Source organism: Pectobacterium sp. CFBP8739, from assembly GCF_013449375.1.
Lineage (GTDB): Bacteria > Pseudomonadota > Gammaproteobacteria > Enterobacterales > Enterobacteriaceae > Pectobacterium.
Map to the genome: position 1 here is coordinate 337,648 of NZ_JACDRR010000006.1, position 24,967 is coordinate 362,614.

The 24,967-nt window shown below is 52.1% G+C and carries 25 protein-coding genes; 16 read left to right on the forward strand and 9 right to left on the reverse strand.

From position 1 onward, the window contains the following. Positions 1 to 54 precede the first annotated feature (54 nt). The 8 genes from cysJ (at position 55) to H0247_RS05920 (ending at position 9,398) form a co-directional block, all read left to right on the forward strand. The gene (gene cysJ, locus H0247_RS05885) at positions 55 to 1,884 is read left to right on the forward strand and encodes an NADPH-dependent assimilatory sulfite reductase flavoprotein subunit (protein ID WP_180741692.1); all 1,830 of its coding nucleotides are present in this window, start codon (positions 55 to 57) and stop codon (positions 1,882 to 1,884) included. Next, positions 1,884 to 3,617, forward strand: coding sequence for an assimilatory sulfite reductase (NADPH) hemoprotein subunit (gene cysI / locus H0247_RS05890; RefSeq protein WP_180741693.1), 1,734 nt, complete (start codon positions 1,884 to 1,886; stop codon positions 3,615 to 3,617). Before cysJ ends, cysI begins: the two co-directional genes overlap by 1 nt. Before the next feature lie 12 nt (positions 3,618 to 3,629). Then, positions 3,630 to 4,364, forward strand: a complete 735-nt coding sequence (locus tag H0247_RS05895; RefSeq protein WP_180741694.1) for a phosphoadenylyl-sulfate reductase — start codon at positions 3,630 to 3,632, stop codon at positions 4,362 to 4,364. A 160-nt stretch (positions 4,365 to 4,524) separates the two neighbouring features. Next, a complete protein-coding gene (gene cysG, locus H0247_RS05900; protein ID WP_180741695.1) occupies positions 4,525 to 5,967 on the forward strand; it encodes a siroheme synthase CysG in 1,443 nt (480 codons plus the stop codon). Positions 5,968 to 5,976: 9 nt separating this feature from the next. After that, positions 5,977 to 6,885 carry a sulfate adenylyltransferase subunit CysD gene (gene cysD, locus H0247_RS05905; protein ID WP_180741696.1) on the forward strand — a complete coding sequence of 303 codons (909 nt, stop codon included), beginning with the start codon at positions 5,977 to 5,979 and terminating at the stop codon, positions 6,883 to 6,885. Between the two features lie 11 nt (positions 6,886 to 6,896). Then, a complete protein-coding gene (cysN, locus tag H0247_RS05910) occupies positions 6,897 to 8,387 on the forward strand; it encodes a sulfate adenylyltransferase subunit CysN (protein WP_180741697.1) in 1,491 nt (496 codons plus the stop codon). Continuing rightward, positions 8,326 to 9,006, forward strand: coding sequence for an adenylyl-sulfate kinase (gene cysC, locus H0247_RS05915; RefSeq protein ID WP_219606632.1), 681 nt, complete (start codon positions 8,326 to 8,328; stop codon positions 9,004 to 9,006). Before cysN ends, cysC begins: the two co-directional genes overlap by 62 nt. Before the next feature lie 47 nt (positions 9,007 to 9,053). Then, positions 9,054 to 9,398 (forward strand): DUF3561 family protein, encoded by a 345-nt coding sequence (locus H0247_RS05920; RefSeq protein ID WP_180741699.1) that lies wholly within the window; start codon positions 9,054 to 9,056, stop codon positions 9,396 to 9,398. A 57-nt stretch (positions 9,399 to 9,455) separates the two neighbouring features. Here H0247_RS05920 and H0247_RS05925 read toward each other — a convergent pair whose 3' ends face one another. From H0247_RS05925 to H0247_RS05935, 3 genes are all read right to left on the reverse strand, one after another. Beyond that, positions 9,456 to 10,178, reverse strand: coding sequence for an amino acid ABC transporter ATP-binding protein (locus H0247_RS05925; RefSeq protein WP_180741731.1), 723 nt, complete (start codon positions 10,176 to 10,178; stop codon positions 9,456 to 9,458). Further along, entirely contained in the window at positions 10,165 to 10,929 is a 765-nt protein-coding gene (locus H0247_RS05930; RefSeq protein WP_180741700.1) for an amino acid ABC transporter permease, read from the reverse strand. Before H0247_RS05930 ends, H0247_RS05925 begins: the two co-directional genes overlap by 14 nt. Positions 10,930 to 11,062: 133 nt before the next feature. Further along, complete coding sequence (locus H0247_RS05935; RefSeq protein WP_180741701.1) at positions 11,063 to 11,833, reverse strand: basic amino acid ABC transporter substrate-binding protein; 771 nt, start codon at positions 11,831 to 11,833, stop codon at positions 11,063 to 11,065. A gap of 341 nt (positions 11,834 to 12,174) precedes the next feature. Between H0247_RS05935 and ftsB the strand changes: the two genes are divergently transcribed. The 7 genes from ftsB to rpoS all read left to right on the forward strand — a co-directional run bounded on the left by ftsB (position 12,175) and on the right by rpoS (position 18,320). Further along, positions 12,175 to 12,510 (forward strand): cell division protein FtsB, encoded by a 336-nt coding sequence (ftsB, locus tag H0247_RS05940; RefSeq protein WP_180741702.1) that lies wholly within the window; start codon positions 12,175 to 12,177, stop codon positions 12,508 to 12,510. Between the two features lie 3 nt (positions 12,511 to 12,513). Further along, positions 12,514 to 13,227: a 2-C-methyl-D-erythritol 4-phosphate cytidylyltransferase gene (gene ispD, locus H0247_RS05945; protein ID WP_180741703.1), complete on the forward strand. Its 714-nt coding sequence runs from the start codon at positions 12,514 to 12,516 to the stop codon at positions 13,225 to 13,227. 53 nt (positions 13,228 to 13,280) lie between these two features. Continuing rightward, the gene (gene ispF / locus H0247_RS05950; RefSeq protein ID WP_180741704.1) at positions 13,281 to 13,778 is read left to right on the forward strand and encodes a 2-C-methyl-D-erythritol 2,4-cyclodiphosphate synthase; all 498 of its coding nucleotides are present in this window, start codon (positions 13,281 to 13,283) and stop codon (positions 13,776 to 13,778) included. A 116-nt stretch (positions 13,779 to 13,894) separates the two neighbouring features. Beyond that, positions 13,895 to 14,941, forward strand: coding sequence for a tRNA pseudouridine(13) synthase TruD (gene truD / locus H0247_RS05955; protein ID WP_180741705.1), 1,047 nt, complete (start codon positions 13,895 to 13,897; stop codon positions 14,939 to 14,941). Positions 14,942 to 15,206: 265 nt separating this feature from the next. Then, positions 15,207 to 15,833, forward strand: a complete 627-nt coding sequence (locus H0247_RS05960; protein WP_180741706.1) for a protein-L-isoaspartate(D-aspartate) O-methyltransferase — start codon at positions 15,207 to 15,209, stop codon at positions 15,831 to 15,833. Between the two features lie 421 nt (positions 15,834 to 16,254). Next, complete coding sequence (gene nlpD, locus H0247_RS05965) at positions 16,255 to 17,274, forward strand: murein hydrolase activator NlpD (protein ID WP_180741707.1); 1,020 nt, start codon at positions 16,255 to 16,257, stop codon at positions 17,272 to 17,274. A 53-nt stretch (positions 17,275 to 17,327) separates the two neighbouring features. Next, positions 17,328 to 18,320: an RNA polymerase sigma factor RpoS gene (gene rpoS / locus H0247_RS05970; protein ID WP_180741708.1), complete on the forward strand. Its 993-nt coding sequence runs from the start codon at positions 17,328 to 17,330 to the stop codon at positions 18,318 to 18,320. Positions 18,321 to 18,424: 104 nt separating this feature from the next. On the opposite strand, the gene proS is transcribed toward rpoS, so the two are convergent. The 6 genes from proS to metN form a co-directional block, all read right to left on the reverse strand. Then, the gene (gene proS, locus H0247_RS05975; protein ID WP_180741709.1) at positions 18,425 to 20,143 is read right to left on the reverse strand and encodes a proline--tRNA ligase; all 1,719 of its coding nucleotides are present in this window, start codon (positions 20,141 to 20,143) and stop codon (positions 18,425 to 18,427) included. A 145-nt stretch (positions 20,144 to 20,288) separates the two neighbouring features. Next, on the reverse strand, positions 20,289 to 21,005 hold the full coding sequence (gene tsaA, locus H0247_RS05980; RefSeq protein WP_180741710.1) for a tRNA (N6-threonylcarbamoyladenosine(37)-N6)-methyltransferase TrmO: 717 nt from the start codon (positions 21,003 to 21,005) through the stop codon (positions 20,289 to 20,291). Continuing rightward, positions 21,002 to 21,412: an Rcs stress response system protein RcsF gene (rcsF, locus tag H0247_RS05985; protein WP_039497702.1), complete on the reverse strand. Its 411-nt coding sequence runs from the start codon at positions 21,410 to 21,412 to the stop codon at positions 21,002 to 21,004. Before rcsF ends, tsaA begins: the two co-directional genes overlap by 4 nt. A 118-nt stretch (positions 21,413 to 21,530) precedes the next feature. Beyond that, complete coding sequence (locus tag H0247_RS05990; protein ID WP_010681578.1) at positions 21,531 to 22,346, reverse strand: MetQ/NlpA family lipoprotein; 816 nt, start codon at positions 22,344 to 22,346, stop codon at positions 21,531 to 21,533. A 63-nt stretch (positions 22,347 to 22,409) separates the two neighbouring features. Then, a complete protein-coding gene (locus tag H0247_RS05995) occupies positions 22,410 to 23,063 on the reverse strand; it encodes a methionine ABC transporter permease MetI (RefSeq protein WP_039497700.1) in 654 nt (217 codons plus the stop codon). Then, complete coding sequence (gene metN / locus H0247_RS06000; protein WP_180741711.1) at positions 23,056 to 24,087, reverse strand: methionine ABC transporter ATP-binding protein MetN; 1,032 nt, start codon at positions 24,085 to 24,087, stop codon at positions 23,056 to 23,058. The genes H0247_RS05995 and metN overlap by 8 nt, the downstream gene beginning before the upstream one ends. Before the next feature lie 180 nt (positions 24,088 to 24,267). Between metN and gmhB the strand changes: the two genes are divergently transcribed. Next, a complete protein-coding gene (gene gmhB, locus H0247_RS06005; protein ID WP_180741712.1) occupies positions 24,268 to 24,831 on the forward strand; it encodes a D-glycero-beta-D-manno-heptose 1,7-bisphosphate 7-phosphatase in 564 nt (187 codons plus the stop codon). The last annotated feature ends 136 nt before the right edge of the window (positions 24,832 to 24,967 follow it).

Sequence of the window (24,967 nt, forward strand, 5' to 3'; positions counted from 1 at the left end):
TTTTGTATTAGCGTCGTTGGCTAACTGCACAGGCACAAGGAAACAGAAATCACAATGACTACTCCGGTTTCCCCCACTTCATTGCTTCCGCTGAGTGCGGAGCAATTAACGCGTTTACAGGCGGCAACCGGTGATTTCTCATCGACGCAGCTGGCCTGGCTATCTGGCTATTTCTGGGGACTGGTTCAGCAGCCTGGGAATGTGCAGCCGGGGGCGATAACCGCCACGGCAACGACCGCCGCCGCAGTCACGGTGCCAGTACAAACGATCACACTGATCTCCGCCTCACAGACTGGCAATGCGCGCCGGGTCGCGGAACAACTGCGTGACGATCTGCTGGCGGCCAAGCTGTCCGTCAATCTGGTCAATGCGGGTGATTACAAGTTCAAGCAAATCGGGCAGGAAAAACTGCTGCTGATCGTGACGTCGACGCAGGGGGAAGGGGAGCCGCCGGAAGAGGCGGTCGCGCTGCATAAGTTCCTGCTGTCCAAAAAAGCGCCGGCGCTGAAAGACACGGCATTTGCCGTGTTTGGTCTGGGTGATACCTCTTACGAATTCTTCAGCAAGGCAGGTAAGGATTTCGACAGCCGTCTGGCTGAGTTAGGCGCTGAACGTCTGCTGGATCGCGTTGATGCCGATGTGGATTATCAGGTGCTGGCCGAGCAATGGCGCCGTCAGTTAGTTGATATTTTGCAAGCGCGTGTGCCGGTGCAGGGAACGGCGGTAGCACAGCTCGCTTCTCAAGGGGCACTGGATGAAATTACCAGCAGCCCATACAGCAAAGCGTCTCCGCTGCATGCCACGTTTGCGGTGAACCAGAAAATCACCGGACGTAACTCCGAAAAAGATGTTCGCCATATTGAGATCGATCTCGGGGATTCCGGTTTGCGTTATCAGCCAGGTGATGCGCTGGGCGTGTGGTTTGATAACGATCCCGCGTTGGTGCAGGAACTACTGGAGTTGCTGTGGCTAAAGGGTGATGAGTCTGTCAGCGTTGACGGCAAGACGCTGCCATTATCGCAGGCGCTGAAAAGCCACTTTGAGCTGACGCAGAACACCGCGCCGATCGTTGAGAAATATGCGGCACTGTCTCGTAATGAAACACTGCTGTCGCTGATAGCCGATAAACCTGCGCTGCAACAGTTTGCACAGCGTACGCCGCTGGTGGATATGGTGCGACAGGCACCGACTGAACTGACGGCGGAGCAACTGCTGGGTCTGCTGCGTCCGCTGACGCCGCGTCTTTATTCCATTGCCTCGTCGCAGGCGGAAGTCGAAAGCGAAGTGCACATCACTGTGGGCGTGGTGCGCTATGACTACGAAGGGCGCGCGCGTGCGGGTGGCGCATCCAGCTATCTGGCCGACAGGCTGAGCGAAGATGATGAAATCCGCGTCTTCATCGAACACAACGATAACTTCCGTCTGCCTGCGAATTCCGACACGCCGGTCATCATGATTGGGCCAGGCACGGGGATTGCGCCGTTCCGCGCCTTTATGCAGCAGCGCGATGCCGAAGGGGCAGAAGGGAAAAACTGGCTATTCTTTGGTAACCCACACTTCACGGAAGATTTTCTGTATCAGGTTGAATGGCAGCGCTACGTTAAAGACGGTCTGCTGACCCATATCGATCTGGCGTGGTCGCGCGATCAGGCACACAAAATCTATGTACAGGACAAACTGCGCGAAAAAGGCGCAGAAGTCTGGCGCTGGATTCAGGACGGGGCGCACCTGTATGTGTGTGGTGATGCCAACCGTATGGCCAAAGACGTCGAGCAGGCGCTGTTGGATGTAATAGTTGAGCATGGCGGCATGGACAGTGAACAGGCCGATGAATTTTTAAGTGACCTGCGCCTTGAGCGCCGTTATCAGCGAGATGTGTACTAATGAGTGAAAAATACGTTTTCAGTGAAAAACACCCTGGTCCGTTGGTGGTAGAAGGGAAACTCGCTGATGCTGAGCGCATGAAGCTGGCAAGTCACTTTCTGCGCGGCACGATTGCTGAAGACCTGAATGATGGTCTGACTGGCGGCTTCAACGGCGATAACTTTCTGCTGATCCGCTTCCACGGGATGTATCAACAGGATGACCGTGATATTCGCGCTGAGCGTGCCGAACAGAAGCTGGAACCGCGCCATGCGATGATGTTGCGCTGCCGTTTACCCGGCGGGGTGATGACGCCGGAACAGTGGCTGGGAATCGATAAATTTGCCAGCGAAAGTACACTGTACGGCAGTATTCGTATTACTAACCGTCAGACTTTTCAGTTTCACGGCATTCTGAAACCGAACGTGAAACCGGTGCATCAACTGCTGAATCGTCTTGGGCTGGATGGGCTGGCAACGGCAAACGATGTGAATCGTAACGTGCTGTGTACGTCCAACCCAGTGGAATCTGAGCTGCATCAGCAGGCGTACGAGTGGGCGAAAAAGATCTCTGAGCATTTGCTGCCGCGCACGCGCGCCTATGCCGAGATCTGGATGGATCAGGAAAAGGTCGCGACGACGGATGAAGAGCCGATTCTGGGGGCGACGTATCTGCCGCGTAAGTTCAAAACCACGGTGGTGATCCCGCCGCAGAATGATGTTGATCTGCACGCCAACGATCTTAACTTTATTGCGATTGCTGATAACGGCCAATTGGTGGGCTTCAACGTGTTGGTGGGGGGCGGGTTATCTATCGCGCACGGCGATAAGGCGACCTATCCACGAACTGCCAGTGAACTGGGCTATATTTCGATTGAACATACATTGGCGATTGCCGAAGCGGTGGTGACAACACAGCGTGATTGGGGTAACCGTACCAACCGTAAAAACGCGAAAACCAAATACACGCTGGAGCGTGTGGGTGTCGAGAACTTCAAGCAAGAAGTGGAAGCGCGTGCCGGTGTGAAATTTGAAGCCGTACGTCCTTATGAATTCACCGGACGTGGCGATCGTATTGGCTGGGTAAAAGGCATCGACAATAAATGGCACCTGACGCTGTTTATCGAAAATGGCCGTATTCTGGATTATCCAGGGCGCCCGTTGAAAACGGGTCTGGCGGAAATCGCTAAAATCCATAAAGGGGATTTCCGCTTAACGGCGAACCAGAATTTGATCATCGCGGGCGTTCCTGCGCGCAGTAAAGCGAAGATTGAGGCGCTGGCACGTGAACACGGTTTGATTGATGACGGCGTCAGCGAGCAGCGCAAGAATTCGATGGCCTGCGTGTCGTTCCCGACCTGTCCGCTGGCAATGGCGGAAGCAGAGCGTTTCCTGCCAGAGTTCGTCACGAAAGTGGAAGACATCATGCAGCAGCACGGCGTGGGGGATGAACATATCGTTCTGCGCGTCACGGGCTGCCCGAACGGCTGCGGCCGCGCGATGCTGGCAGAAATCGGTCTGGTGGGCAAAGCCGTGGGGCGTTATAACCTGCATCTGGGCGGGAATCGCGAGGGAACACGCATTCCGCGTATGTATCGCGAGAACATTAATGAAACCGAGATCCTGGCAGAAATCGATCGGCTTATCGGGCTATGGGCGCAGGATCGCCAGCCGAATGAAGGCTTTGGTGATTTCACCATTCGTACCAACATCATTAAACCGGTGCTGGATCCCGCCCGTGATTTTTATGACTGACAGGAGAACCTGATGGCCGAATTTAACCTTGAAGCGCTCAACGCATTACCGAAAGCGGAGCAGGCGGCAGCGCTCGCTGTCGTGAATGGTCAGCTTGAACAACTGTCGGCGCAGGAAAGGGTGAGCTGGGCGCTGGAGAATCTGCCGGGCGACTATGTTTTGTCGTCCAGCTTCGGCATTCAGGCTGCGATATCGCTGCATCTGGTGACGCAGCAACGGCCGGATATTCCGGTCATTCTCACTGATACGGGCTATCTGTTTCCTGAAACCTATCAGTTTATTGATGCGCTGACGGAGCAGTTGAAGCTGAATCTGCACGTGTTTCGCGCTGCTGAATCTCCGGCCTGGCAAGAGGCACGCTACGGTAAGCTGTGGGAACAGGGCGTGGAAGGCATCGAGCGCTACAACCAACTGAATAAAGTCGAGCCGATGAATCGGGCGCTGAGCGAATTAAAGGCGAAAACGTGGTTTGCTGGCCTGCGCCGCGAGCAGTCCGGCAGCCGAGGCGAATTACCGGTGCTGGCGATTCAGCGTGGCGTCTTCAAATTCCTGCCGATTATCGATTGGGATAACCGCACGGTGTATCAATATCTGAAAGAAAATGGCCTGAGTTATCACCCGCTGTGGGATCAGGGCTATCTGTCTGTTGGCGATACCCACACTACCCGCAAATGGGAACCGGGCATGAGTGAAGAGGAAACCCGCTTCTTCGGCCTGAAACGCGAATGTGGGCTGCACGAAGGGTAAATAGAAACCGGGCACCGCCCGGTTTTTTATCGATTGAATAACGCTTGTGAACGCATTGTTATTCCATTACGGAACTTGTCATTCCAATTCGGCATTTCATAAGTGTTCTGTCCTCACCGTATAGTCGCATTATCTACTTTTTTGCTTAGTTAAGGCGATTGTGAACTATCTCCCTATATTTGCCGATCTTCGTCAGCGTCCGGTACTGGTTGTCGGCGGCGGCGAGGTTGCTACGCGCAAAATCGATCTACTGCAACGCGCGGGTGCGGAGGTAAAAATTGTCGCGCAGGCGCTGGCCGAACCGTTGGCTGTGCAGCATCAGGCCGGGCAGGTTGAATGGCTGGCGCAGGTTTTTACGCCTGATTTGCTCTCTGGCGTGTTTCTGGTGATTGCCGCTACGGATGACGCTGAGCTGAATTCCGCGGTGTTTGAGGCGGCCAATCAGCGCCATTTGCTGGTGAACGTGGTGGACGATCAGCCGAAGTGTTCGTTTATTTTCCCTTCGATTGTCGATCGCTCTCCGCTGGTGGTGGCGATTTCCTCCGGCGGTCAGGCGCCCGTACTGGCGCGTTTGCTGCGTGAAAAGCTGGAATCCTTACTGCCGACCAGTCTGGGCACGATGGCAGACATCGCCGGAAGCTGGCGTGACAGGATTAAAACTCGGCTGCATTCGATGCCGGCACGCCGTCGTTTTTGGGAACGGCTGTTTGTCGGGCGTTTTGCTGCACTGGTTTCTGCCGGACAGTTGGCGCAGGCCGAAGACGAATTGCAACAGCAACTGGTTAATCAGCAAGACGAGCAACAACTGCCTGCGGCAGCACGTGGTGAAGTGGCGCTGGTTGGCGCAGGCCCCGGTGATGCTGGGTTGCTGACGCTGCGTGGATTACAAGTGATGCAGCAGGCGGACGTGGTGCTGTATGACCATCTGGTCAGCCCCGACGTGCTGGATCTGGTGCGCCGCGATGCCGAACGCATTTGCGTCGGAAAGCGCGCCAGTGCGCATTCGCTACCGCAGGATGAGATTAACCAACTGTTGGTGACGCTGGCGCAGGAAGGTAAGCGGGTAGTTCGCCTGAAAGGGGGGGACCCTTTCATCTTTGGCCGCGGCGGTGAAGAGCTGCAAACGGTGGCACAGGCCGGGATTTCGTTTCAAGTTGTGCCTGGTGTGACGGCAGCGGCAGGTGTGACGGCATATGCGGGGATTCCGCTGACGCACCGTGACTACGCACAGAGCGTGCTTTTTATTACTGGTCACTGTCGTCCAGATGGCGATGAACTGGACTGGTCAACACTGGCGCGCGGACGTCAGACGCTGGCGATTTATATGGGAACGATGAAAGCGGCGGAAATTGCACAGCAGCTTATCGCGCATGGCCGTTCATCACAGACCCCTGTTGCGGTAATCAGTCGTGGCACTCGACACGATCAGCAGGTGCAAATCGGCACGCTGCAAGAGTTAGAACATTTGGCACGGCAAGCGCCGACTCCGGCGCTGCTTGTGATTGGCGAGGTGGTGGATTTACACCATCAGATTGCCTGGTTTGGTCAGACAACGCCGACGGTGCCGCAAGACAGCCGCCCAGCGGTAGTAAACTTGGCTTAAGGAAAGGGTATGGACGAGAAACGACTCACGCATTTACGGCAACTTGAAGCCGAAAGCATTCACATCATCCGCGAAGTGGCGGCCGAGTTCAGCAATCCGGTGATGATGTACTCCATCGGTAAAGACTCTTCGGTGATGCTGCATCTGGCACGCAAGGCGTTCTATCCGGGTTCGCTGCCTTTCCCGCTGCTACACGTTGATACCGGTTGGAAATTTCGTGAAATGTACGAATTCCGCGACCGGACGGCGAAGGCCTACGGCTGTGAGCTGTTGGTACACCGTAACCCGCAGGGCGAAGCACTGGGGATTAACCCTTTTGTACACGGCAGCGCCAAGCATACCGACATCATGAAAACCGAAGGGCTGAAGCAGGCGCTGGATAAATACGGTTTTGATGCCGCGTTTGGCGGCGCGCGTCGTGATGAAGAAAAATCGCGTGCCAAAGAGCGCATTTACTCCTTCCGCGACCGTTTCCACCGTTGGGATCCGAAGAATCAACGCCCGGAACTGTGGCATAACTACAACGGCCAGATTAACAAAGGCGAAAGCATCCGCGTTTTCCCGCTCTCCAACTGGACCGAACTGGATATCTGGCAATATATCTATCTGGAAAATATCGAGATTGTCCCGCTCTATCTGGCCGCGCCACGCCCGGTGCTAGAGCGCGATGGCATGTTGCTGATGGTAGATGACGATCGTATTGACTTGCAACCGGGTGAAGTTATCGAACAACGCATGGTGCGCTTCCGCACGCTAGGCTGCTGGCCGCTGACGGGCGCGGTGGCATCCGAGGCGCAGACGCTACCGGAAATCATTGAAGAGATGCTGGTTTCCACGACCAGTGAGCGTCAGGGAAGGGTAATTGACCGCGATCAGGCCGGTTCAATGGAACTGAAAAAGCGTCAAGGGTATTTCTGAGGAATCGTCGAATGAGCCAAACTTCGTTAAAAGATACAGTTGCGGAAAACGCGGCTGAGAAAGATGCCGTCGTCATCAATAATGCGATTGCACAGCAGATTGCCGAGCAGGGTGGTGTGGAAGCCTATTTACATGCACAGCAGGATAAAACGCTGCTGCGTTTCCTGACCTGCGGCAGCGTCGACGATGGAAAAAGTACGCTGATTGGCCGTTTGCTGCACGATACGCGCCAAATTTATGAAGATCAGCTCAGCACGCTGCACAATGACAGCAAACGTCTGGGAACGCAGGGCGAAAAGCTGGATCTGGCACTGCTGGTCGATGGGCTTCAGGCCGAGCGTGAACAGGGCATCACGATTGACGTGGCCTACCGCTATTTTTCGACGGAAAAACGCAAATTTATCATCGCCGATACGCCAGGACACGAGCAGTACACTCGCAACATGGCGACCGGCGCATCAACCTGTGAGCTGGCGATTCTGCTGATTGACGCTCGCAAAGGTGTATTGGATCAAACCCGTCGCCACAGCTTTATTGCGACCCTGCTGGGGATTCGCGATCTGGTGGTGGCGGTGAATAAAATGGATCTGGTTGATTATCAGCAAACGGTATTTGAGCAGTTTAAGCAGGATTATCTGGATTTTGCTCAGCAACTGCCTACCGACCTAAATATCACTTTTGTGCCGATTTCCGCATTGGATGGCGACAATGTTGCCACGCCAAGCACGGCGATGAGCTGGTATACCGGCCCGACGTTGTTAGGTGTGTTAGAAACGGTAAATGTGGCGCAGCGTAGCCTCGAACAGCCAATGCGCTTCCCAGTGCAGTATGTTAACCGTCCGAATCTGGATTTTCGCGGCTACGCGGGCACGCTGGCATCTGGCATTATCCGCGTTGGGCAGCGGGTTAAGGTGCTGCCGTCCGGCGTAGAATCCACTGTCAGCCGTATTGTGACCTTTGACGGTGATTTACCGCAGGCGCAGGCAGGTGAAGCCATTACGCTGGTGCTGGCGGACGAGATTGACATTAGCCGTGGCGATCTGCTGGTCGATAGCAGTGAATCGCTGAAAGCAGTGCAACATGCGCTGGTGGATGTCGTCTGGATGGCGGAACAGCCACTGGTGCCGGGACAGAGTTACGACATCAAGATTGGCGGCAAAAAAACGCGTGCTCGGGTCGAGAATATTCAGTATCAGGTTGAGATTAATACGCTAACGCAGCGCGTCGCGGAGAACCTGCCGCTGAATGGCATCGGTTCGGTTGAGCTGATTTTTGATGAGACGCTGGTGCTGGACAACTATCAGCACAACGCGGTAACCGGTGGCATGATCTTTATCGATCGTCTGAGCAACGTCACGGTGGGGGCCGGTTTGGTAAGGGAACCTATCGAGCAGGTGTATCAGGAGCCGGGCGCGTACAGCGCGTTTGAGCTGGAACTGAATGCGCTGGTGCGTCGTCACTTCCCGCATTGGGGTGCGCGCGACCTACTGGGGGGCAAATAACGTGTCTTTACGCGATGAACCGACTGACGAGAACGTCGTCTGGCATGCGCACGATGTCACCCGTGAGTCGCGCGAAAAGTTGCATGGTCATCAAGGCGTGGTTATCTGGTTTACTGGGCTGTCAGGTTCCGGTAAATCCACGCTGGCAGGGGCGTTGGAGCAGGCGCTACACGCTCGCGGCGTCAGCACTTACCTGCTGGACGGCGACAACGTCCGGCACGGTTTGTGCCGTGATTTGGGCTTCACCGACGACGATCGGCGAGAGAACATTCGCCGCGTGGGGGAAGTCGCCAAACTGATGGTGGATGCCGGTCTGGTGGTGCTGACCGCGTTTATCTCGCCGCACCGCGCCGAGCGCAAAATGGTGCAGGATTTACTGGGCGAAGGGCAGTTCATTGAAGTCTTCGTCGATACGCCGTTAGCGACCTGTGAAGCGCGCGATCCTAAAGGGTTGTATAAAAAAGCCCGCGCGGGAGAGTTGCGTAATTTCACGGGGATCGACTCGGCGTATGAAGCGCCGGAAGCGCCTGATAGTCACTTGGATGGCGAACAATTAGTAACAAATTTGACAGAGCAATTGTTAGATCTGCTTGGCAAGAGAGCTATTATCAAGCTCTGACACCCCCGTTTTTTTTTCACCGCGCTGTTGGGTGATGCAGGGGAAGAATGGGAAAGATTATGCAAAATGCCACGCAGTTAACGATTAGCAAGACTCGGCCAGTGCAAGAAGAGGATGACGGCGTTTCCTACCTGTTTATGGGGGCGGTGACGGGGTTCTCCTCCTATTGGTTGGCCTTTAGCATTCCCTTTCTGGTATACGGCTCCAATACCACGTTTTTCTTCATGCTCTACACCTGGCCGTTCTTTCTGGCGCTGATGCCATTTTCGGTGCTGGTGGGCGTCGGGTTTAGCTTTCTGCTGAGAGGCTATATTTTTTATACGCTTTTTGCGACGGGACTGACGGTGATCTGCCTGTTCTGGCTGGTATTTTCTTTTCTGACGGGGTGGTGAAAAAGGCTGTCAGTTTAGAAGAGGCTGACAGCCTTGGTTTTACAATTTATAGCGTATTTACAGTATCTTGCTTAGGAAAGCCTGCGTACGCGGGTTACTCGGATGAGTAAATATCTCCTCTGGCGTCCCCTGCTCCTGAATGATCCCTTGATCGATAAAGATCACTCTATCAGCCACTTCTCTGGCAAAGGCCATTTCATGGGTCACGATGACCATAGTCATGCCTTCATTCGCCAGCGTTTTCATGACCGCCAGCACTTCGCCAACCAGTTCAGGGTCCAGCGCGGAGGTCGGTTCATCAAACAGCATGATCGTCGGTTCCATCGCTAGCGCGCGGGCAATTGCAACACGCTGCTGTTGACCACCGGACAGGCTGTTCGGCCAGGCATCGATTTTATCCAGCAGACCAACCTTGCTGAGCAAGGCTTTAGCCCGTTCAACGGCCTGATCACGGGGCAATTTTTTCACATCCATCGGCGCCATGATCACATTTTCCAACACTGTCATGTGCGGGAACAGGTTAAAGCGCTGAAATACCATACCCACGCTTTCGCGCATGCGATTGATATCGGTTTTCTTATCGTGAATGGCAAAACCGTTGACCGTAATTTCGCCTGCCGACAGCGTCTCCAGCGCATTAATACAGCGCAGAAAGGTACTTTTTCCTGAACCGGATGGGCCAATCAGGCAGAGCACTTCTTGAGGCGCGATGTCGCAGGAAATACCGCGCAGGACATGGGTATCGCCAAACTGTTTTTGCAGATTGTTAACGTGAATCACTTTTGCCAAACCTCGTTTCCATGTGCCGCACCAGCAGAGAGAGCAGGAAGGTAATAACCCAATAGACAATGGAAATCGTCAGGTAGGGTTCCCAATACGTGGCGTAAGCGCCTGACACCGTGCGAGCGGCATAGGCGAGATCCGCCAATCCGATCGCCGAAGCCAGCGATGAATCTTTCACAATCGCGATAGCGTTGTTACCCAGTGGCGGCAGCATGCGGCGAAAAGCCTGTGGCAGGATGACTTTCCGCATGGTGCGGCCATAGCTCATGCCGAGCGAGCGTGATGCTTCCATCTGACCACGGTCAATGGATTGAATACCGGCCCGGAATATCTCGGAGACATAGGCACCCGCATTCAACGTAATGGCCACTATGCAGGAGAGGAATGCGCCGTAATCGGCACGCAGCGTGCGGGCAAAATCGACTGACATGATATTGCTAGTCACCAGCAATCCGTCGCGCGGGTTGATGAATAGTGGCACCAGAGCAAAGTGCACCACCATGATTTGTACAAACAGTGGTGTACCGCGAAAGGCGCTAATGTAGATGCGTACCGGCCATTGAACGCCGTAGTGCAGGATATATTTCCATGGGCCGTGCGGCGCTTGCGCTAAGCGGCCTAATCCGAGCGTTAATCCCCAGCAGGTGCCGAGAATGACACAGATAATGGTGCATTTGATGGTCATCCAGGTACCTTCCATAAATAGCGGGGCATACTCCTGAATGATCTCCCAACGAAATCCCGTCAAGATCGTTTCCTTTTTTGAATAGGCTAACGTAATGATTCTTTTAAATTAAACCGGACAGGCAGGCTGTCCGGTTAGTGCGACGTCTCGCGTGAGGCGATTGAGACCATGAGAGGTTCGCAGTGTATTGCAGGCGTTATTCTGCGGGTAAGGTCGGAACGTTGTTATCAAACCAGGTCTGATAGATTTTGGCGTAGGTGCCATCGGCAACGATTTTTTTCAGCCCAGCGTTAATCTTCTCACGCAGTTGATCGTTGCCTTTCGCGACGGCGATCCCGAAATACTGGCGTTCAAATTTGGCGTCGGAAACCAGATTGAACTGTTTTTCAGGGTGAGTCTTAATGTAAAACTTCACCACACCCACATCGCCAACCGCGGCACCCACGCCATCTTCATACAGCTCTTGTAACATTAACGGCGTGTTATCGAAGCGCTTAATCGATGTACTGTTTTTCCCTAATACGTCAGAAACCACGACATCGGCGGTACTGGAGTTTACCACGCCCACTTTGTGATCTTTCAATGCGGCAATCGAGTCGATCGTTGAGCCTTTAGGAACGACGATAGACTGTTCGGCAGGAAAGTACGGCGCGGAGAAATCGACCATTTGCTTACGTTTGTCGGTAATCGTGATACCTGAAATGATAATGTCGCGGTCGCCGGAGTTGAGGGTCGCGAAGATCCCTTCCCACGGCGTATTGATCAGTTTGATATTAAAATTCTCCGCCTTGGCGATCGCTTTAATAATATCAATATCAAAGCCTTCCAGCTCTTTCTGCGCGTTTTCAAACTCGAAGGGGCGATAGGTACCGCCAGATCCGACAACATAAGTAGGCTCTGCGGCGAAGGCGCTGGTAGAGAGTGCGGTGGCGAAGATCGCACCAACAAATAACAGTTTCTTGAACATTGTGTCTCCTGGTTTAGATATAAAAGCGTAAAGGTGAAATTTTCTTTTTTTATGCACTTTGTATGCATAAAAATACACAGATAGTATTCATGGTTCAACTGACGTTTTCCTGTAGCCGGTTTTATCTACGCTATTTCTGGACATCTGCGTCTTCTGACAACTGGCGGAGAGTGGGGGATGAATAGAAGATACGAGGGTTTCAGGGAGTGTTGAGTGGGACTTCTTGCCCGAAATCTCCCCCATTTAGGTACGCGGCAGAGCGAATCTTGCCTTCCACTGCGGGACACAGTGGAGTCGAAACAAAAGTTATGGGATGATTAGGCGGTTTTTCAGGGGGCGGGATGGGAAAGCTTACGCTGTTATTATTGATATTGCTTGGCTGGCTTCAGTATTCACTGTGGCTGGGCAAGAATGGCATTCATGATTATGTTCGGGTGAAGGATGATGTTGTTGTCCAGCAGGGAAACAACGCGAAATTAAAAGACCGTAACGAACAACTGTTTGCCGAAATTGACGATCTCAATGGCGGACAGGAAGCGATTGAAGAGCGTGCACGCAATGAACTGGGAATGATCAAACCCGGTGAAAGCTTCTATCGTCTGGTACCGGAATCGAACCACCGCAACGTGAATACGACTTCATCTACTCCTTCTCCATCCAACAATACACAACGTTGACGCATGCAGACACCGAGCTTTTCCCCACCTGATATTGTTGCCGTTCTGCCCGCCGCGGGTAACGGCAGCAGAATGCAAAACGATCGTCCTAAGCAGTATCTGACGATTGGTAATGATGCAACCGGCCATAAAACCATTCTTGAACACACTATAGACGCGCTTTTACGCCATCCGCGCGTGCAGCGTGTCGTTGTCGTCATCAGCCCCGATGACGCATTTTTTCATACCCTGACGATTGCTAACGACCCCCGTATTTTGGCCGTTACGGGCGGGCGGCAGCGTGCCGATTCCGTGCTGGCTGGGCTGTCCGCCGTTGCGGATAGCGCATGGGCGCTGGTGCATGACGCGGCGCGTCCGTGTCTGCATCAGGACGATCTGACGCGCCTGCTGACGATTGTCGAGCAGAGTGACGTTGGTGGAATTTTAGCCGCCCCGGTTCGTGATACCATGAAGCGCAGCACGGATGGATTTATCGATCGCACGGTAGAGCGTAACGATTTATGGCACGCACTGACGCCGCAACTTTTCCCTGCAGCGCTGTTGAAACAGTGCTTGCAACGAGCGCTTCAGGATGGTGTTGCCGTTACAGATGAAGCCTCCGCGTTGGAATATTGTGGCTATCGCCCGCAAATTATCAGCGGACGTTCGGATAATATCAAAGTCACTCGTCCAGAGGATTTGGCATTAGCCGAATTCTATTTAACCCATTTGCAGTAACCTCATTTTATTCGCTAACTTTATTCGTTAAATATAGATAAGGAGAATGCGCGATGCGTATCGGTCACGGTTTTGATGTCCATAAGTTCGGTGGAGAAGGTCCGCTGGTGATCGGTGGCGTGCGAATTCCTTATGCTCAGGGCCTGCTGGCGCATTCCGATGGGGATGTGGTACTGCATGCGGTGACGGATGCCCTGTTAGGTGCCGCCGCACTGGGTGATATTGGTAAGCTGTTTCCTGATACCGATCCGGCGTTTAAAGGCGCGGACAGCCGTGGCTTGCTGCGTGAAGCCTGGCGTCGTATTAATGAAAAAGGCTATCAGTTAGGAAATCTAGACGTTACGATTATTGCGCAGGCACCGAAAATGGCACCGCATATTCCGCAAATGCGTGTGAATCTGGCAGAAGATTTGCTGTGTCACATGGATGACGTCAATGTGAAAGCCACCACGACAGAGCAACTTGGGTTTACTGGTCGTGGTGAAGGTATTGCCTGCGAAGCCGTTGCTTTGCTGGTGAAAAAAGGAACGGGCGAAATTGTCGCGTGGTAAGCCGTTTTTTGTAATCAATGTCTTGTCAGCAAGATCTTATCAACCATAGAAAATTAACAGTATAAGAAACAAGGTCATGGCTGCGCGTCATCCGGCCATGATCGTGTAGGATAACGATGGAAAATAGCGAACAACTCGTTTGGTTGCATGGTGAACCACAGGCTACTGGCTCATTGAAATCGGCTGCGGAAGATTTTGTCGTTGTTGAAGATCTGGGGTTCCAGCCAGACGGTGACGGTGAGCATGTGCTGTTGCGCGTGCGCAAGCGCGGCTGCAATACGCAATTTGTGGCTGAAATGCTGGCAAAATTCGCTCGCTTGCCGCTGCGGGCTGTGAGCTATGCGGGCCTGAAAGATCGTCATGCTGTCACCGAGCAGTGGTTCTGTCTGCATATGCCGGGCAAGGACACGCCGGATTTCTCCTCGCTAGCGGTTGAAGGCTGTGATGTGCTGGAATCCGTTCGCCACCGCCGCAAACTGCGTATCGGTACGCTGCGGGGTAACTATTTTACTCTGGTGCTGCGTCAGGTCAGCGATCGACGCGAGGTGGATGCGCGCTTGGCGCTGATTGCCGCGAACGGCGTCCCTAATTATTTCGGCAGCCAGCGTTTCGGACGCAACGGAAATAATCTTGAGCAGGCGCGTCTTTGGGCGAATAACGAGATTCGAGTAAAAGAACGTAATAAGCGCAGTTTTTACCTTTCTGCTAGCCGCAGTGCGATGTTTAATCAGGTTGCCAGCGCGAGACTGGCGGGAGCGCAGGCGAAAACCGTTTTGTGTGGTGACGCATTGCAGTTGACAGGACGCGGTAGTTGGTTTGTTGCTAAGCCTGATGAACTGGATGCCTTACAGGCGCGCCTTGATGCCGGTGAACTCCAGATTACTGCGCCGCTGCCTGGTGATGGTGAGCTGGGTACGCAGGATGAGGCGCACGAATTTGAAGAGCAGGCTTTGGCGGGACAAGAAGCACTGTGGTCGCTGGCCAAGCGTGAACGAGTTGAATCGTCTCGGCGTGCGATACTGCTGTATCCGCAACAGATGCTCTGGGAATGGCAGGACGATGCGACCGTGGAAGTGAAATTCTGGCTACCTGCGGGCAGTTTTGCGACCAGTGTGGTACGTGAATTGCTGCATTCAGATCAGGATGCCGATATGGGTGTCTGATGTACTTAATGCTGTTCGTTTAAGGCTGAATGTATTAGAGGGAAACACGGTGATGAGGTTCCCGCAGGGAGACCTCACACCGTGGTCCCCCTCGGTATCTCGATCCTTAGGTGATCGGTATGAGTCTGATGTACTGCGATTTTTTGCAGAAAATCGTTGAGAGAAGAAATACCAGCAACGTTGCGGTCGCGGCGGCTGGCTGGCCCTTGTGCGGGAACATTGCTGTATTGGTGACGAGGTTAACCAGAGCTGAGGTCGGCGGGGAATGGTAAACAAGCGTATAGAAACGTTGCTGGCGCAGTTGCGTCAGCAGGGCATTCAGGACGAACGTCTGCTGAAGGCGATAGAAGCCGTACCCAGAGAACGTTTTGTTGATGAAGCTTTTGAACATAAAGCGTATGAAAACACCGCTCTGCCTATTGGTTCCGGCCAGACTATCTCGCAGCCCTATATGGTTGCGAAAATGACGGAACTACTCAACCTGACGCCGGTATCCCGCGTGTTGGAAATTGGTACGGGTTCGGGGTATCAAACGGCGATTTTAGCGCATCTGGTGCGACACGTTTGCTCGGTGGAGCGCATCAAGGGGCTGCAGTGGCAGGCTAAGCGCCGCTTAAAGCAGCTGGATTTGCACAATGTTTCTACCCGCCATGGCGATGGATGGCAGGGCTGGGCGTCGCGCGGGCCGTTTGATGCCATTATCGTTACCGCGGCGCCGCCGGAAATTCCCCGTGCGCTGCTGGAACAGTTGGATGAAGGCGGCGTAATGGTGTTGCCCGTTGGGGAGCAGTCGCAAATACTGCAAGTTGTACAGCGCCATGCCGGTGAATTTATTATTCAAACGGTTGAAGCTGTTCGGTTTGTTCCACTGGTCAAAGGGGAATTAGCCTGATACCGTGGCGTTGGTGTGCATTTGTTGTTAAGTCTTTAAAATTTCAACACAACTGTTTTATAGTGCGAACTTGTTGATATTGTTAGCCTCTAATCATCGCGGTGCCTTTCCCGTTTTGCTTATGCGCCAGCGATGGTGAAGTAGCGATCTTTCTCGTTCCAATTAACGAATACATGAGCGGATATCTTTTACGCTACAATCAGTTACGCAACGGCAGCAATTACGCAATGGCAGTAACTACGCAATGGGCAGTTGGGCGACATCCAGTAAAACGGCAGCAGATGCGAGGCAAACATGTCCGAATTGGGTTCTGAGTATTATGGTTTCTTGAATGTTATCGACACTTTTTTGAACGTTATTTTTTGAATGCTGTTTTTTTGAACGCTATAGCTATAGGGGAGTAAGGCGCATGGGAAGCCGAATGATGAATTTGCGTCACATTGCTGCTTGTACGGTGATTGTCTTAGGATTGGCTGGATGTACCAACAATAATTCCAAATCCGCACCGATCAGCAGCGTTGACGGAAATACGGGCAGCCGAGGGGGAATGTTATCTGCGCCACCATCGCGTATTTCAACGACGAGTGAAAGTGTGGCAACGACGTCCGATGGTCGGATCGTTTATAACCGCAGCTACGGTAATATTCCGAAAGGCAGCTACAGCGGCGGCAATTCCTACACCGTTAAACGTGGTGATACCCTCTTTTATATTGCCTGGATTACCGGCAATGATTACCGAGATCTGGCGCAGCGCAACAATATTCCTGAACCATACAGCCTGAATGTGGGGCAATCACTGAATTTAGGCAACGGATCCGGCAACAACGCTTCGGGCGGTGGCTTGACGAGCGGTGGTGGCATGCTGGCAACAACCGATGCCACCCGGGGGGGAGTACCAACACCGCCATCAAGTGCTCAAATACAAACTACATCGGTTGATTCTCAGTCAACTAATGCGTATTCTGGTAATCAGGGTAAACAGAATGTAGGTAAGATGTTACCTACGGCAGGGGCAACAACCGCTCCTGTTTCCGCACCAGCGGCTGTTGCCAGCAGCAATACGGCTGCTGTCGGCAGTTGGCGTTGGCCTACCGATGGGAAAGTCATAGATAGTTTCTCCGATTCCGAAGGGGGAAATAAAGGGATTGATATCGCCGGCTCACGTGGGCAACCGATCACCGCAACCGCCAGTGGGCGCGTGGTGTACGCGGGTAACGCGCTACGTGGTTACGGAAATCTGATAATCATCAAGCATAATGATGACTACCTCAGTGCCTATGCCCATAACGATACGATGCTAGTCCGTGAGCAACAAGACGTCACGGCAGGACAAAAAATCGCTACGATGGGCAGTACAGGCACCAGCTCAGTTCGCTTGCACTTTGAAATTCGTTACAAGGGGAAATCCGTAAACCCGCTGCGTTTTTTGCCGCAGCGATAAATCGGGCAGAGTATTTCGGTATTCTGCCAAGGGATCACGGGTAGGAGCCACTTATGAGCCAAAGTACGCTGAAAGTTAACGAGTTACATGAAGATACCGATTTCGACGAGAATGGACTTGACGTTTTTGACGATAAGGCGCTGGCAGAGGAAGATACCAATGATAATGACTCGGCGGAAGACGAGCTGTTATCACAAGGGGTCCCACAGCGTGTCCTTGACGCAACACAGCTCTATTTAGGCGAAATCGGCTATTCGCCGCTTTTGACCGCAGAAGAAGAAGTTTATTTTGCTCGGCGTGCGCTGCGTGGTGATGACCCATCGCGCCGCCGGATGATTGAGAGTAATCTGCGGTTGGTGGTGAAAATTGCCCGCCGTTACAACAATCGTGGTCTGGCGCTGCTGGACCTGATTGAAGAGGGGAACCTCGGCCTGATCCGTGCGGTTGAAAAATTCGATCCAGAAAGAGGATTCCGTTTTTCAACCTACGCAACCTGGTGGATTCGACAGACGATAGAACGGGCGATCATGAATCAAACCCGTACCATCCGTTTGCCGATTCACATTGTCAAGGAACTCAACGTTTATCTGCGCACCGCGCGCGAACTGTCTCACAAACTGGATCACGAGCCGAGTGCGGAAGAAATTGCCGAACAGCTTGATAAGCCCGTTGATGACGTTAACCGCATGCTGCGCCTGAATGAACGTATTACTTCCGTCGATACCCCACTAGGCGGTGATTCGGAAAAAGCGCTGCTGGATATTCTGGCAGACGAAAAAGACAACGGACCTGAAGACACTACTCAGAATAACGATATGAAACAGAATATCGTTAAATGGCTGTTCGAGCTCAACGCCAAACAGCGTGAGGTGTTGGCGCGTCGTTTCGGCCTGCTAGGGTATGAAGCGGCTACGCTGGAAGATGTCGGTCGTGAAATTGGCTTAACACGTGAACGTGTTCGTCAGATTCAGGTTGAAGGCTTACGCCGCCTGCGGGAAATTTTGCAGGTTCAGGGGTTGAGCATTGAAGAACTGTTTCGTGAATAATACGCGCTAAGTTACTGAAGCCTTGAAATAAAAAATGGTGGGGAAACCCACCATTTTTTATTTCTGCATTCGCCTTTTCCTGTGAAAAGGCGGTTCGGCAGCGATTAGCGGACGATATTTGCCATCAGGAAATCGACGATTTCGCTGGTTTTAATCATCTGCTTTTCACCAACCCTGCGGTGTTTATATTCAATCTCTTCACTATCCAGATTGCGATCGCCAATCACGATAGTGTGCGGTACGCCAATCAGTTCCATATCGGCGAACATCACGCCTGGACGCTCTTTACGGTCATCAAGCAGAACTTCAATGCCCTTAGCGCGTAACTGCTGATAGATATCCTCAGCGACTTCCTTCACGCGGAAAGATTTGTGCATGTTCATCGGCAGAATAGCAACATGGAAAGGGGCAATCGCGTCTGGCCAAATGATGCCGCGTTCGTCATGATTCTGCTCGATCGCTGCTGCAACAACGCGCGTGACACCAATACCGTAGCAACCCATCGTCAGCGTCTGGTTACGGCCGTCTTCACCTTGAACCGTCGCTTTCAGCGCTTCAGAATATTTGCTGCCCAGTTGGAAAATATGGCCCACTTCGATACCGCGTTTAATTTGCAGTGTGCCTTTACCGTCTGGACTGATGTCGCCTTCAACCACGTTACGGATATCCGCAACCTGTGGCAGCTCAACATCACGCTCCCAGTTGATGCCAAAATAGTGTTTACCATCAATGTTCGCGCCAGCGCTGAAATCGCTCATGGCTGCAACGGTGCGATCGACAACGACGGGAATCGACAGCTTGACTGGACCCAGAGAACCTGGGCCTGCGCCGATGGTGGCACGAATTTCTTCTTCCGTTGCGAATGTCAACGGACTGGCTACCTGAGCAATTTTCTCTGCTTTGATTTCGTTCAGTTCGTGATCGCCACGAACCAGCAGCGCAACCAGTTTATGGCCACTTTCTTCCGTCGCTTTAACCAGCAGCGTTTTCACAGTTTTTTCTACCGGCAACTTAAATTGCTCAACCAGCTCGGCGATGGTCTTGGCATTCGGTGTGTCCACCAGGCGCAGCTCTTCCGTTGCTTCTGCGCGACCCAGCTTCGGCGCAACCGCTTCGGCCAGTTCAATGTTTGCCGCATAGTCGGATTCCGTTGAGAAAACGATATCGTCTTCACCGCTGGCAGCCAGTACCTGAAACTCATGGGATGCGTTACCGCCGATAGAACCGGTATCCGCCTGAACGGCTCTGAAATCCAGATCCATACGGCCGAAAATCTGGCTGTAAGCGGCGTACATCGCGTCGTAAGTGACCTGCAATGATTCCTGTGAAGTATGGAAAGAGTAGGCATCTTTCATCAGGAATTCACGTGAGCGCATCACGCCAAAACGCGGACGGACTTCATCGCGGAATTTGGTTTGAATCTGGAAGAAATTCAGCGGCAGCTGCTTATAAGAGCTAATTTCATTACGAATCAGGTCGGTAATGACTTCTTCATGTGTCGGGCCGAGTACGAAAGGGCGTTCGCCACGATCGACAAAACGTAACAGCTCTGGGCCATATTGATCCCAACGTCCACTTTCGACCCATAAATCGGCAGGCTGAACAACGGGCATGGACACTTCAATCGCGCCTGCGTTATTCATCTCTTCGCGCACGATGTTTTCAACTTTTCTCAAAACACGTAAACCGGTCGGCAACCAGGTGTAAAGGCCAGAGGCCAGTTTACGAATCATTCCTGCTCGGAGCATCAACTGATGACTGATGACTTCCGCATCGGCTGGCGTCTCCTTGAGTGTGGAGAGCATGTATTGGCTAGTACGCATGGGGTGTTAGTTCCGTTAGAACGACAAATAGCATAAGGCTGCCGCGCAGCCGAAAGCACATAAAAAGTGGCTTAGTTTACCAGCGCAGACGGCGCGTCAAAAGAGAGCAGGAACAATTTTAGAATATATTGCTGTGGTTAATGTATTAACACGCGTTTGATGGGGCGAGGCTTAGCACTTCGGTTTGTTCTCCACAAACGCGCCAGCGCACATTGAATTCCAGCAGTAAAACGGCGTATTCCCGCGTGGTGCTCTCACCTTTGCGGTAGGCTGGGCGTGGATCTTGCGCTAATACCTGCGAGATAAAGCGCTTTAAGTTGGGATATTTCTTTTGATGCTGGGCTATCTGGTTTTCCGCAAGGGGCGAAAAAATCACTGACATTGCCGCATCGGGAGCCATTTGGGCAAAACCCGCTCGTGCCTGAGGATGGCTTTCGGCAAAGGGCAAGTAAGGTTTGATATCGATGACCGGCGTGCCATCGACCAGATCAAGGCTGCCTAATTCGAGCGTAATCGCATCGCCTTTTACCCGAATCTCTTTTAATTCAACCAGCGACATGCCAACAGGGTTAGGGCGGAAAGTAGAACGCGTAGCGAAAACGCCCGTCCGTGTGTTTCCCCCCAGACGCGGTGGCCGAACGGTCGGACGCCAGCCGCCTTCCATCGTTTGATGAAAGATGAATACTACCCATATGTGACTGAAATCTTCCAGCCCTCGCACGCACTCCGCTTGGTTGTAGGGCGGTAATAGCTGAAGTTCTCCGCCTCCATCTTCAATCAGACCCGGCTGCCGCGGAATGGCAAATTTTTCTTTATACGGAGAGCGGATAATCCCGATCTGATTGAAAACAAATTGACTCATTGTGCAGAGACTTTCAGCGCAGTGCCTTGGCAAACGACCTGACTGTAGCAACCCGCTACACCACTGACGGTTTGACATTCATGTAGCAAAACCGCATTGGCTTTCATAGCAGTGGCACGGTTTTGCATTCTTTTACGCGCATTTGCCGCATTAGGAGGGGAATCCTGAGCGCTGACCTGACATGAGGAGCCTGACACTTCCCCCATATCGCGGAAAGGCTTACCGACTAACTCTTCTGCACTTTTATATAACACCGCGGGCGTCGGGCGAGCGACAGGCTTCGGTTTAGGCGCGGGTTCTGCGGTTTTGGTTTCAATAACTGGTTGAGGAGCAGGTGCCGGTGGCTTCTGAAATAAAGAACAGCCTGTCAGCGACATTGCCAACAATATAAAGGGAACAGCACGCATTAAGGATTCCTCTGCTTTTTCTCAAAGAGCGAGTATTGAAGCAAGCAATTGCATAAATAACAAGACGGGCCGTAGCCCGTCTTAACAATATCTTTTAATTAAACGCGTTAGGTCTGGATTACCAGCCTTTCACCGCGCCGCCATTAAAGATTTTATTTGCTGCATCATTCACTTCATCAGACTGGTAGGCCTGAACGAATTTCTTCACGTTTTCAGCGTCTTTGTTGTCTTCGCGTGAAACCAGCAGGTTGACATACGGAGAGTCTTTCTCTTCAACAAACAGGCCATCTTTAGTTGGTGTCAGGTTAATCTGGCTAGCGTAAGTGGTGTTGATTACAGCCAGTGCGATTTGCGCGTCATCTAAAGAACGCGGCAACTGCGGTGCTTCCAACTCAACCAGTTTGATGTTTTTCGGGTTTTCAGTCACATCCAGTACGGTTGGCAGCAGACCAACGTTATCTTTCAGTTTAATCAAGCCGACTTTTTGCAGCAGCAGCAGAGAACGGCCCAGGTTGGTCGGGTCGTTTGGCAATGCAACTTGAGCGCCATCTTGCAGTTCATTCAGCGATTTGATTTTTTTGGAGTAACCCGCAATTGGGTAAACAAAGCTGTTGCCGACAGAAACCAGTTTGTAGCCACGATCTTTAATCTGCTGATCCAGATAAGGCTTGTGCTGGAAGGCATTCAGATCGATGTCGCCTTTGCTCAGGGCTTCATTTGGCAGCACGTAGTCGTTAAATGTAACTAATTCAACGTCCAGACCGTATTTGTCTTTTGCCACTTTCTGCGCGACTTCCGCAACCTGCTGTTCTGCGCCAACAATAACGCCGACTTTAATGTGATTCGGATTCTTTTCTTCCTGACCACATCCCGCTAGCGCCAGAGCACCAATCAGTGCACCAATGGTCGCAATAGATTTCAGTTTAATCGCCATATCCTTACCCCTAATTAACTATTTTCTTGGCAGATGCCTTCAGACAAATGCGTATTGTGGTGATTACTTGTGTGTGACAGCTTTTACTGCCCTGTCGCCGCAGAATTGAATCAGGTACACCAAAACAACCAGTAATATTAATACCGTATTCATGACCGTCGCGTTATAACCAATATAACCATACTGATAACCAATTTGTCCTAAGCCGCCTGCGCCCACGGCTCCACCCATAGCAGAATAGCCCACGAGTGTGATTAGCGTGATGGTTGCGGCATTAATAAGACCTGGTAATGCTTCTGGCAGGAGTATCTTTCTGACGATTTGCATGGGCGTGGCGCCCATTGCACGGGCGGCTTCAATCAGGCCGGTCGGAATTTCAAGCAGCGCGTTTTCCACCATGCGGGCAATAAACGGTGCGGCACCGACGGTGAGAGGCACGATCGCCGCTTGCAGGCCAATGGAGGTTCCAACAATCATACGAGTGAAAGGAATCATCCATACCAGCAGAATAATGAATGGAATCGAGCGGAAAATATTTACCAGTGCAGAAACGGTCCGGTAAAGCTTTGGATTGGCGATAATCTGCCCCGGACGCGTGGTATACAATAATACTCCCACGGGTAAGCCAAGCACAAAGCCAAAGAAACCAGAAACGAATGTCATGGCGACAGTTTCCCATATTCCCTTAGCCATTAACCACATCATTGCTTCAGACATAACCTAGAACCTCAATGGTAACGTGACTTTCCTGCAGGAATTGGATTGCGGTTTTGATATCCGCATCGTTGCCGTGCATTTCTGCCAGCATGATGCCGAATTTGACACCACCGGCATAATCCATCTGGGCACTGATAATGTTGTTGTTGACGTTAAAGCGTCGAGCGACCTCGGAGAGCAACGGGGCATCTACTGATTTGCCGGTAAATTCCATCCGTAATAGCGGTGTGGTATCTGGGCGAGAGTCGGGGGACAGACGGGTAAGGTAATCGCCAGGGATGTCCAGGTGTAGCGTTGACTGAATGAATTTCTGCGCCAAGGGTGTTTTCGGATGTGAGAAGACTTCGCTGACTGTGTCCTGCTCGATGAGTCGTCCGTCGCTGATCACCGCAACCTGATCGCAAATGCGTTTCACCACATCCATTTCATGTGTAATAAGAAGAATGGTCAGGCCGAGGCGGCGATTGATATCTTTCAGTAATTCAAGAATTGATCGGGTGGTTGCTGGATCCAACGCGCTGGTTGCTTCGTCACACAGCAAAACTTTGGGATTGCTGGCCAACGCACGGGCAATGGCGACACGCTGCTTTTGTCCACCGGACAAATTGGCGGGATACACGTCGTGCTTATCCGCCAGCCCAACCAAGTCCAACAATTCATTGACCCGCTGGGTAATCTCAGCTTTTGGCGTGTTATCCAATTCCAAAGGGAGCGCAATGTTGCCAAAAACGGTGCGCGAAGAGAGCAAGTTGAAATGTTGGAAAATCATGCCTATTTGACGGCGCGCGCGCGTCAACTGGCTATCTGACAGTTGGGTCAGCTCTTGTCCATCTACCAGCACTTTCCCTTCTGTCGGGCGCTCCAATAAATTGACGCAACGGATGAGTGTACTTTTACCTGCGCCTGATGCGCCGATGACACCATAGATTTGCCCGGTAGGAACATGAAGGCTGACATCTGCAAGTGCGGTAATGGTCCGCCCGTTTTGCTGAAAAACCTTAGTAATATTAGAAAGTTCAATCATATGTTTTTATCGTGAGTGCCTATGGCTGGATAAATCAGTTTCTGTATTAACAGAATATGAAATGGATGTTAGGGCGTCTAGACGTCTAAGTCAATCTGGATTGTCACGGCTCTGCATTCTCCCTATGGGCGAAAACATGCGATACTACCGCGTAATTTAGGCCATTCAGGAGCAAAGTCAGTGGCACAAAGCGTTCCAGCAATTTTTCTTGATCGTGACGGCACGATCAATGTCGATCACGGTTATGTTCATGACATTGACCATTTTCAATTTATTGATGGCGTCATTGATGCCATGCGTGAGTTGAAAAACATGGGGTTCGTGTTAGTTGTTGTGACCAATCAGTCCGGCATCGCCCGCGGCAAGTTTACAGAAGATCAGTTTATGCAACTGACGGAGTGGATGGACTGGTCGCTGGCAGATCGCGGTGTTGATCTGGATGGCATCTACTTTTGTCCGCATCACCCTGAAGCAGGAGAAGATGAATACCGTCAGACTTGTGATTGTCGTAAACCTGAGCCAGGCATGTTGCTTTCTGCACAGCGCGATTTGCACATTGATATGGCGGCATCTTATATGGTGGGTGACAAATTAGAAGATATGCAGGCTGCAATTGGTGCAGGGGTAGGAATCAAACTGCTAGTTCGCACGGGCAAACCTGTTACTGAACAAGGCGAAACGCTGGCTGATAGCGTGTTGGAAAGCCTCGCAGACCTGCCAAAATGGATAAAAACGCGCACTTAACCAGCGGAACGAATGAAAGATGCGCAAACAGAAAAAAGTTTACGAGATTTGCTTGCGCTTCTGAATTGGCTCCCTATAATGCGCCTCCATCGACACGGCGCTGTGAACACACAACCGGGTCGATAAAGAAAGAGAA

Excerpts from the sequence above, each read along its gene's own strand:
- cysJ (WP_180741692.1), top strand. The coding sequence starts at position 55 with ATGACTACTCCGGTTTCCCCCACTTCATTGCTTCCGCTGAGTGCGGAG.
- cysI (WP_180741693.1), top strand. The coding sequence starts at position 1,884 with ATGAGTGAAAAATACGTTTTCAGTGAAAAACACCCTGGTCCGTTGGTG.
- H0247_RS05895 (WP_180741694.1), top strand. The coding sequence starts at position 3,630 with ATGGCCGAATTTAACCTTGAAGCGCTCAACGCATTACCGAAAGCGGAG.
- cysD (WP_180741696.1), top strand. The coding sequence starts at position 5,977 with ATGGACGAGAAACGACTCACGCATTTACGGCAACTTGAAGCCGAAAGC.
- cysN (WP_180741697.1), top strand. The coding sequence starts at position 6,897 with ATGAGCCAAACTTCGTTAAAAGATACAGTTGCGGAAAACGCGGCTGAG.
- cysC (WP_219606632.1), top strand. The coding sequence starts at position 8,326 with ATGCGCTGGTGCGTCGTCACTTCCCGCATTGGGGTGCGCGCGACCTAC.
- H0247_RS05920 (WP_180741699.1), top strand. The coding sequence starts at position 9,054 with ATGGGAAAGATTATGCAAAATGCCACGCAGTTAACGATTAGCAAGACT.
- H0247_RS05935 (WP_180741701.1), bottom strand. The coding sequence starts at position 11,833 with ATGTTCAAGAAACTGTTATTTGTTGGTGCGATCTTCGCCACCGCACTC.
- ftsB (WP_180741702.1), top strand. The coding sequence starts at position 12,175 with ATGGGAAAGCTTACGCTGTTATTATTGATATTGCTTGGCTGGCTTCAG.
- ispD (WP_180741703.1), top strand. The coding sequence starts at position 12,514 with ATGCAGACACCGAGCTTTTCCCCACCTGATATTGTTGCCGTTCTGCCC.
- ispF (WP_180741704.1), top strand. The coding sequence starts at position 13,281 with ATGCGTATCGGTCACGGTTTTGATGTCCATAAGTTCGGTGGAGAAGGT.
- truD (WP_180741705.1), top strand. The coding sequence starts at position 13,895 with ATGGAAAATAGCGAACAACTCGTTTGGTTGCATGGTGAACCACAGGCT.
- H0247_RS05960 (WP_180741706.1), top strand. The coding sequence starts at position 15,207 with ATGGTAAACAAGCGTATAGAAACGTTGCTGGCGCAGTTGCGTCAGCAG.
- nlpD (WP_180741707.1), top strand. The coding sequence starts at position 16,255 with ATGATGAATTTGCGTCACATTGCTGCTTGTACGGTGATTGTCTTAGGA.
- rpoS (WP_180741708.1), top strand. The coding sequence starts at position 17,328 with ATGAGCCAAAGTACGCTGAAAGTTAACGAGTTACATGAAGATACCGAT.
- proS (WP_180741709.1), bottom strand. The coding sequence starts at position 20,143 with ATGCGTACTAGCCAATACATGCTCTCCACACTCAAGGAGACGCCAGCC.
- tsaA (WP_180741710.1), bottom strand. The coding sequence starts at position 21,005 with ATGAGTCAATTTGTTTTCAATCAGATCGGGATTATCCGCTCTCCGTAT.
- rcsF (WP_039497702.1), bottom strand. The coding sequence starts at position 21,412 with ATGCGTGCTGTTCCCTTTATATTGTTGGCAATGTCGCTGACAGGCTGT.
- H0247_RS05990 (WP_010681578.1), bottom strand. The coding sequence starts at position 22,346 with ATGGCGATTAAACTGAAATCTATTGCGACCATTGGTGCACTGATTGGT.
- H0247_RS05995 (WP_039497700.1), bottom strand. The coding sequence starts at position 23,063 with ATGTCTGAAGCAATGATGTGGTTAATGGCTAAGGGAATATGGGAAACT.
- metN (WP_180741711.1), bottom strand. The coding sequence starts at position 24,087 with ATGATTGAACTTTCTAATATTACTAAGGTTTTTCAGCAAAACGGGCGG.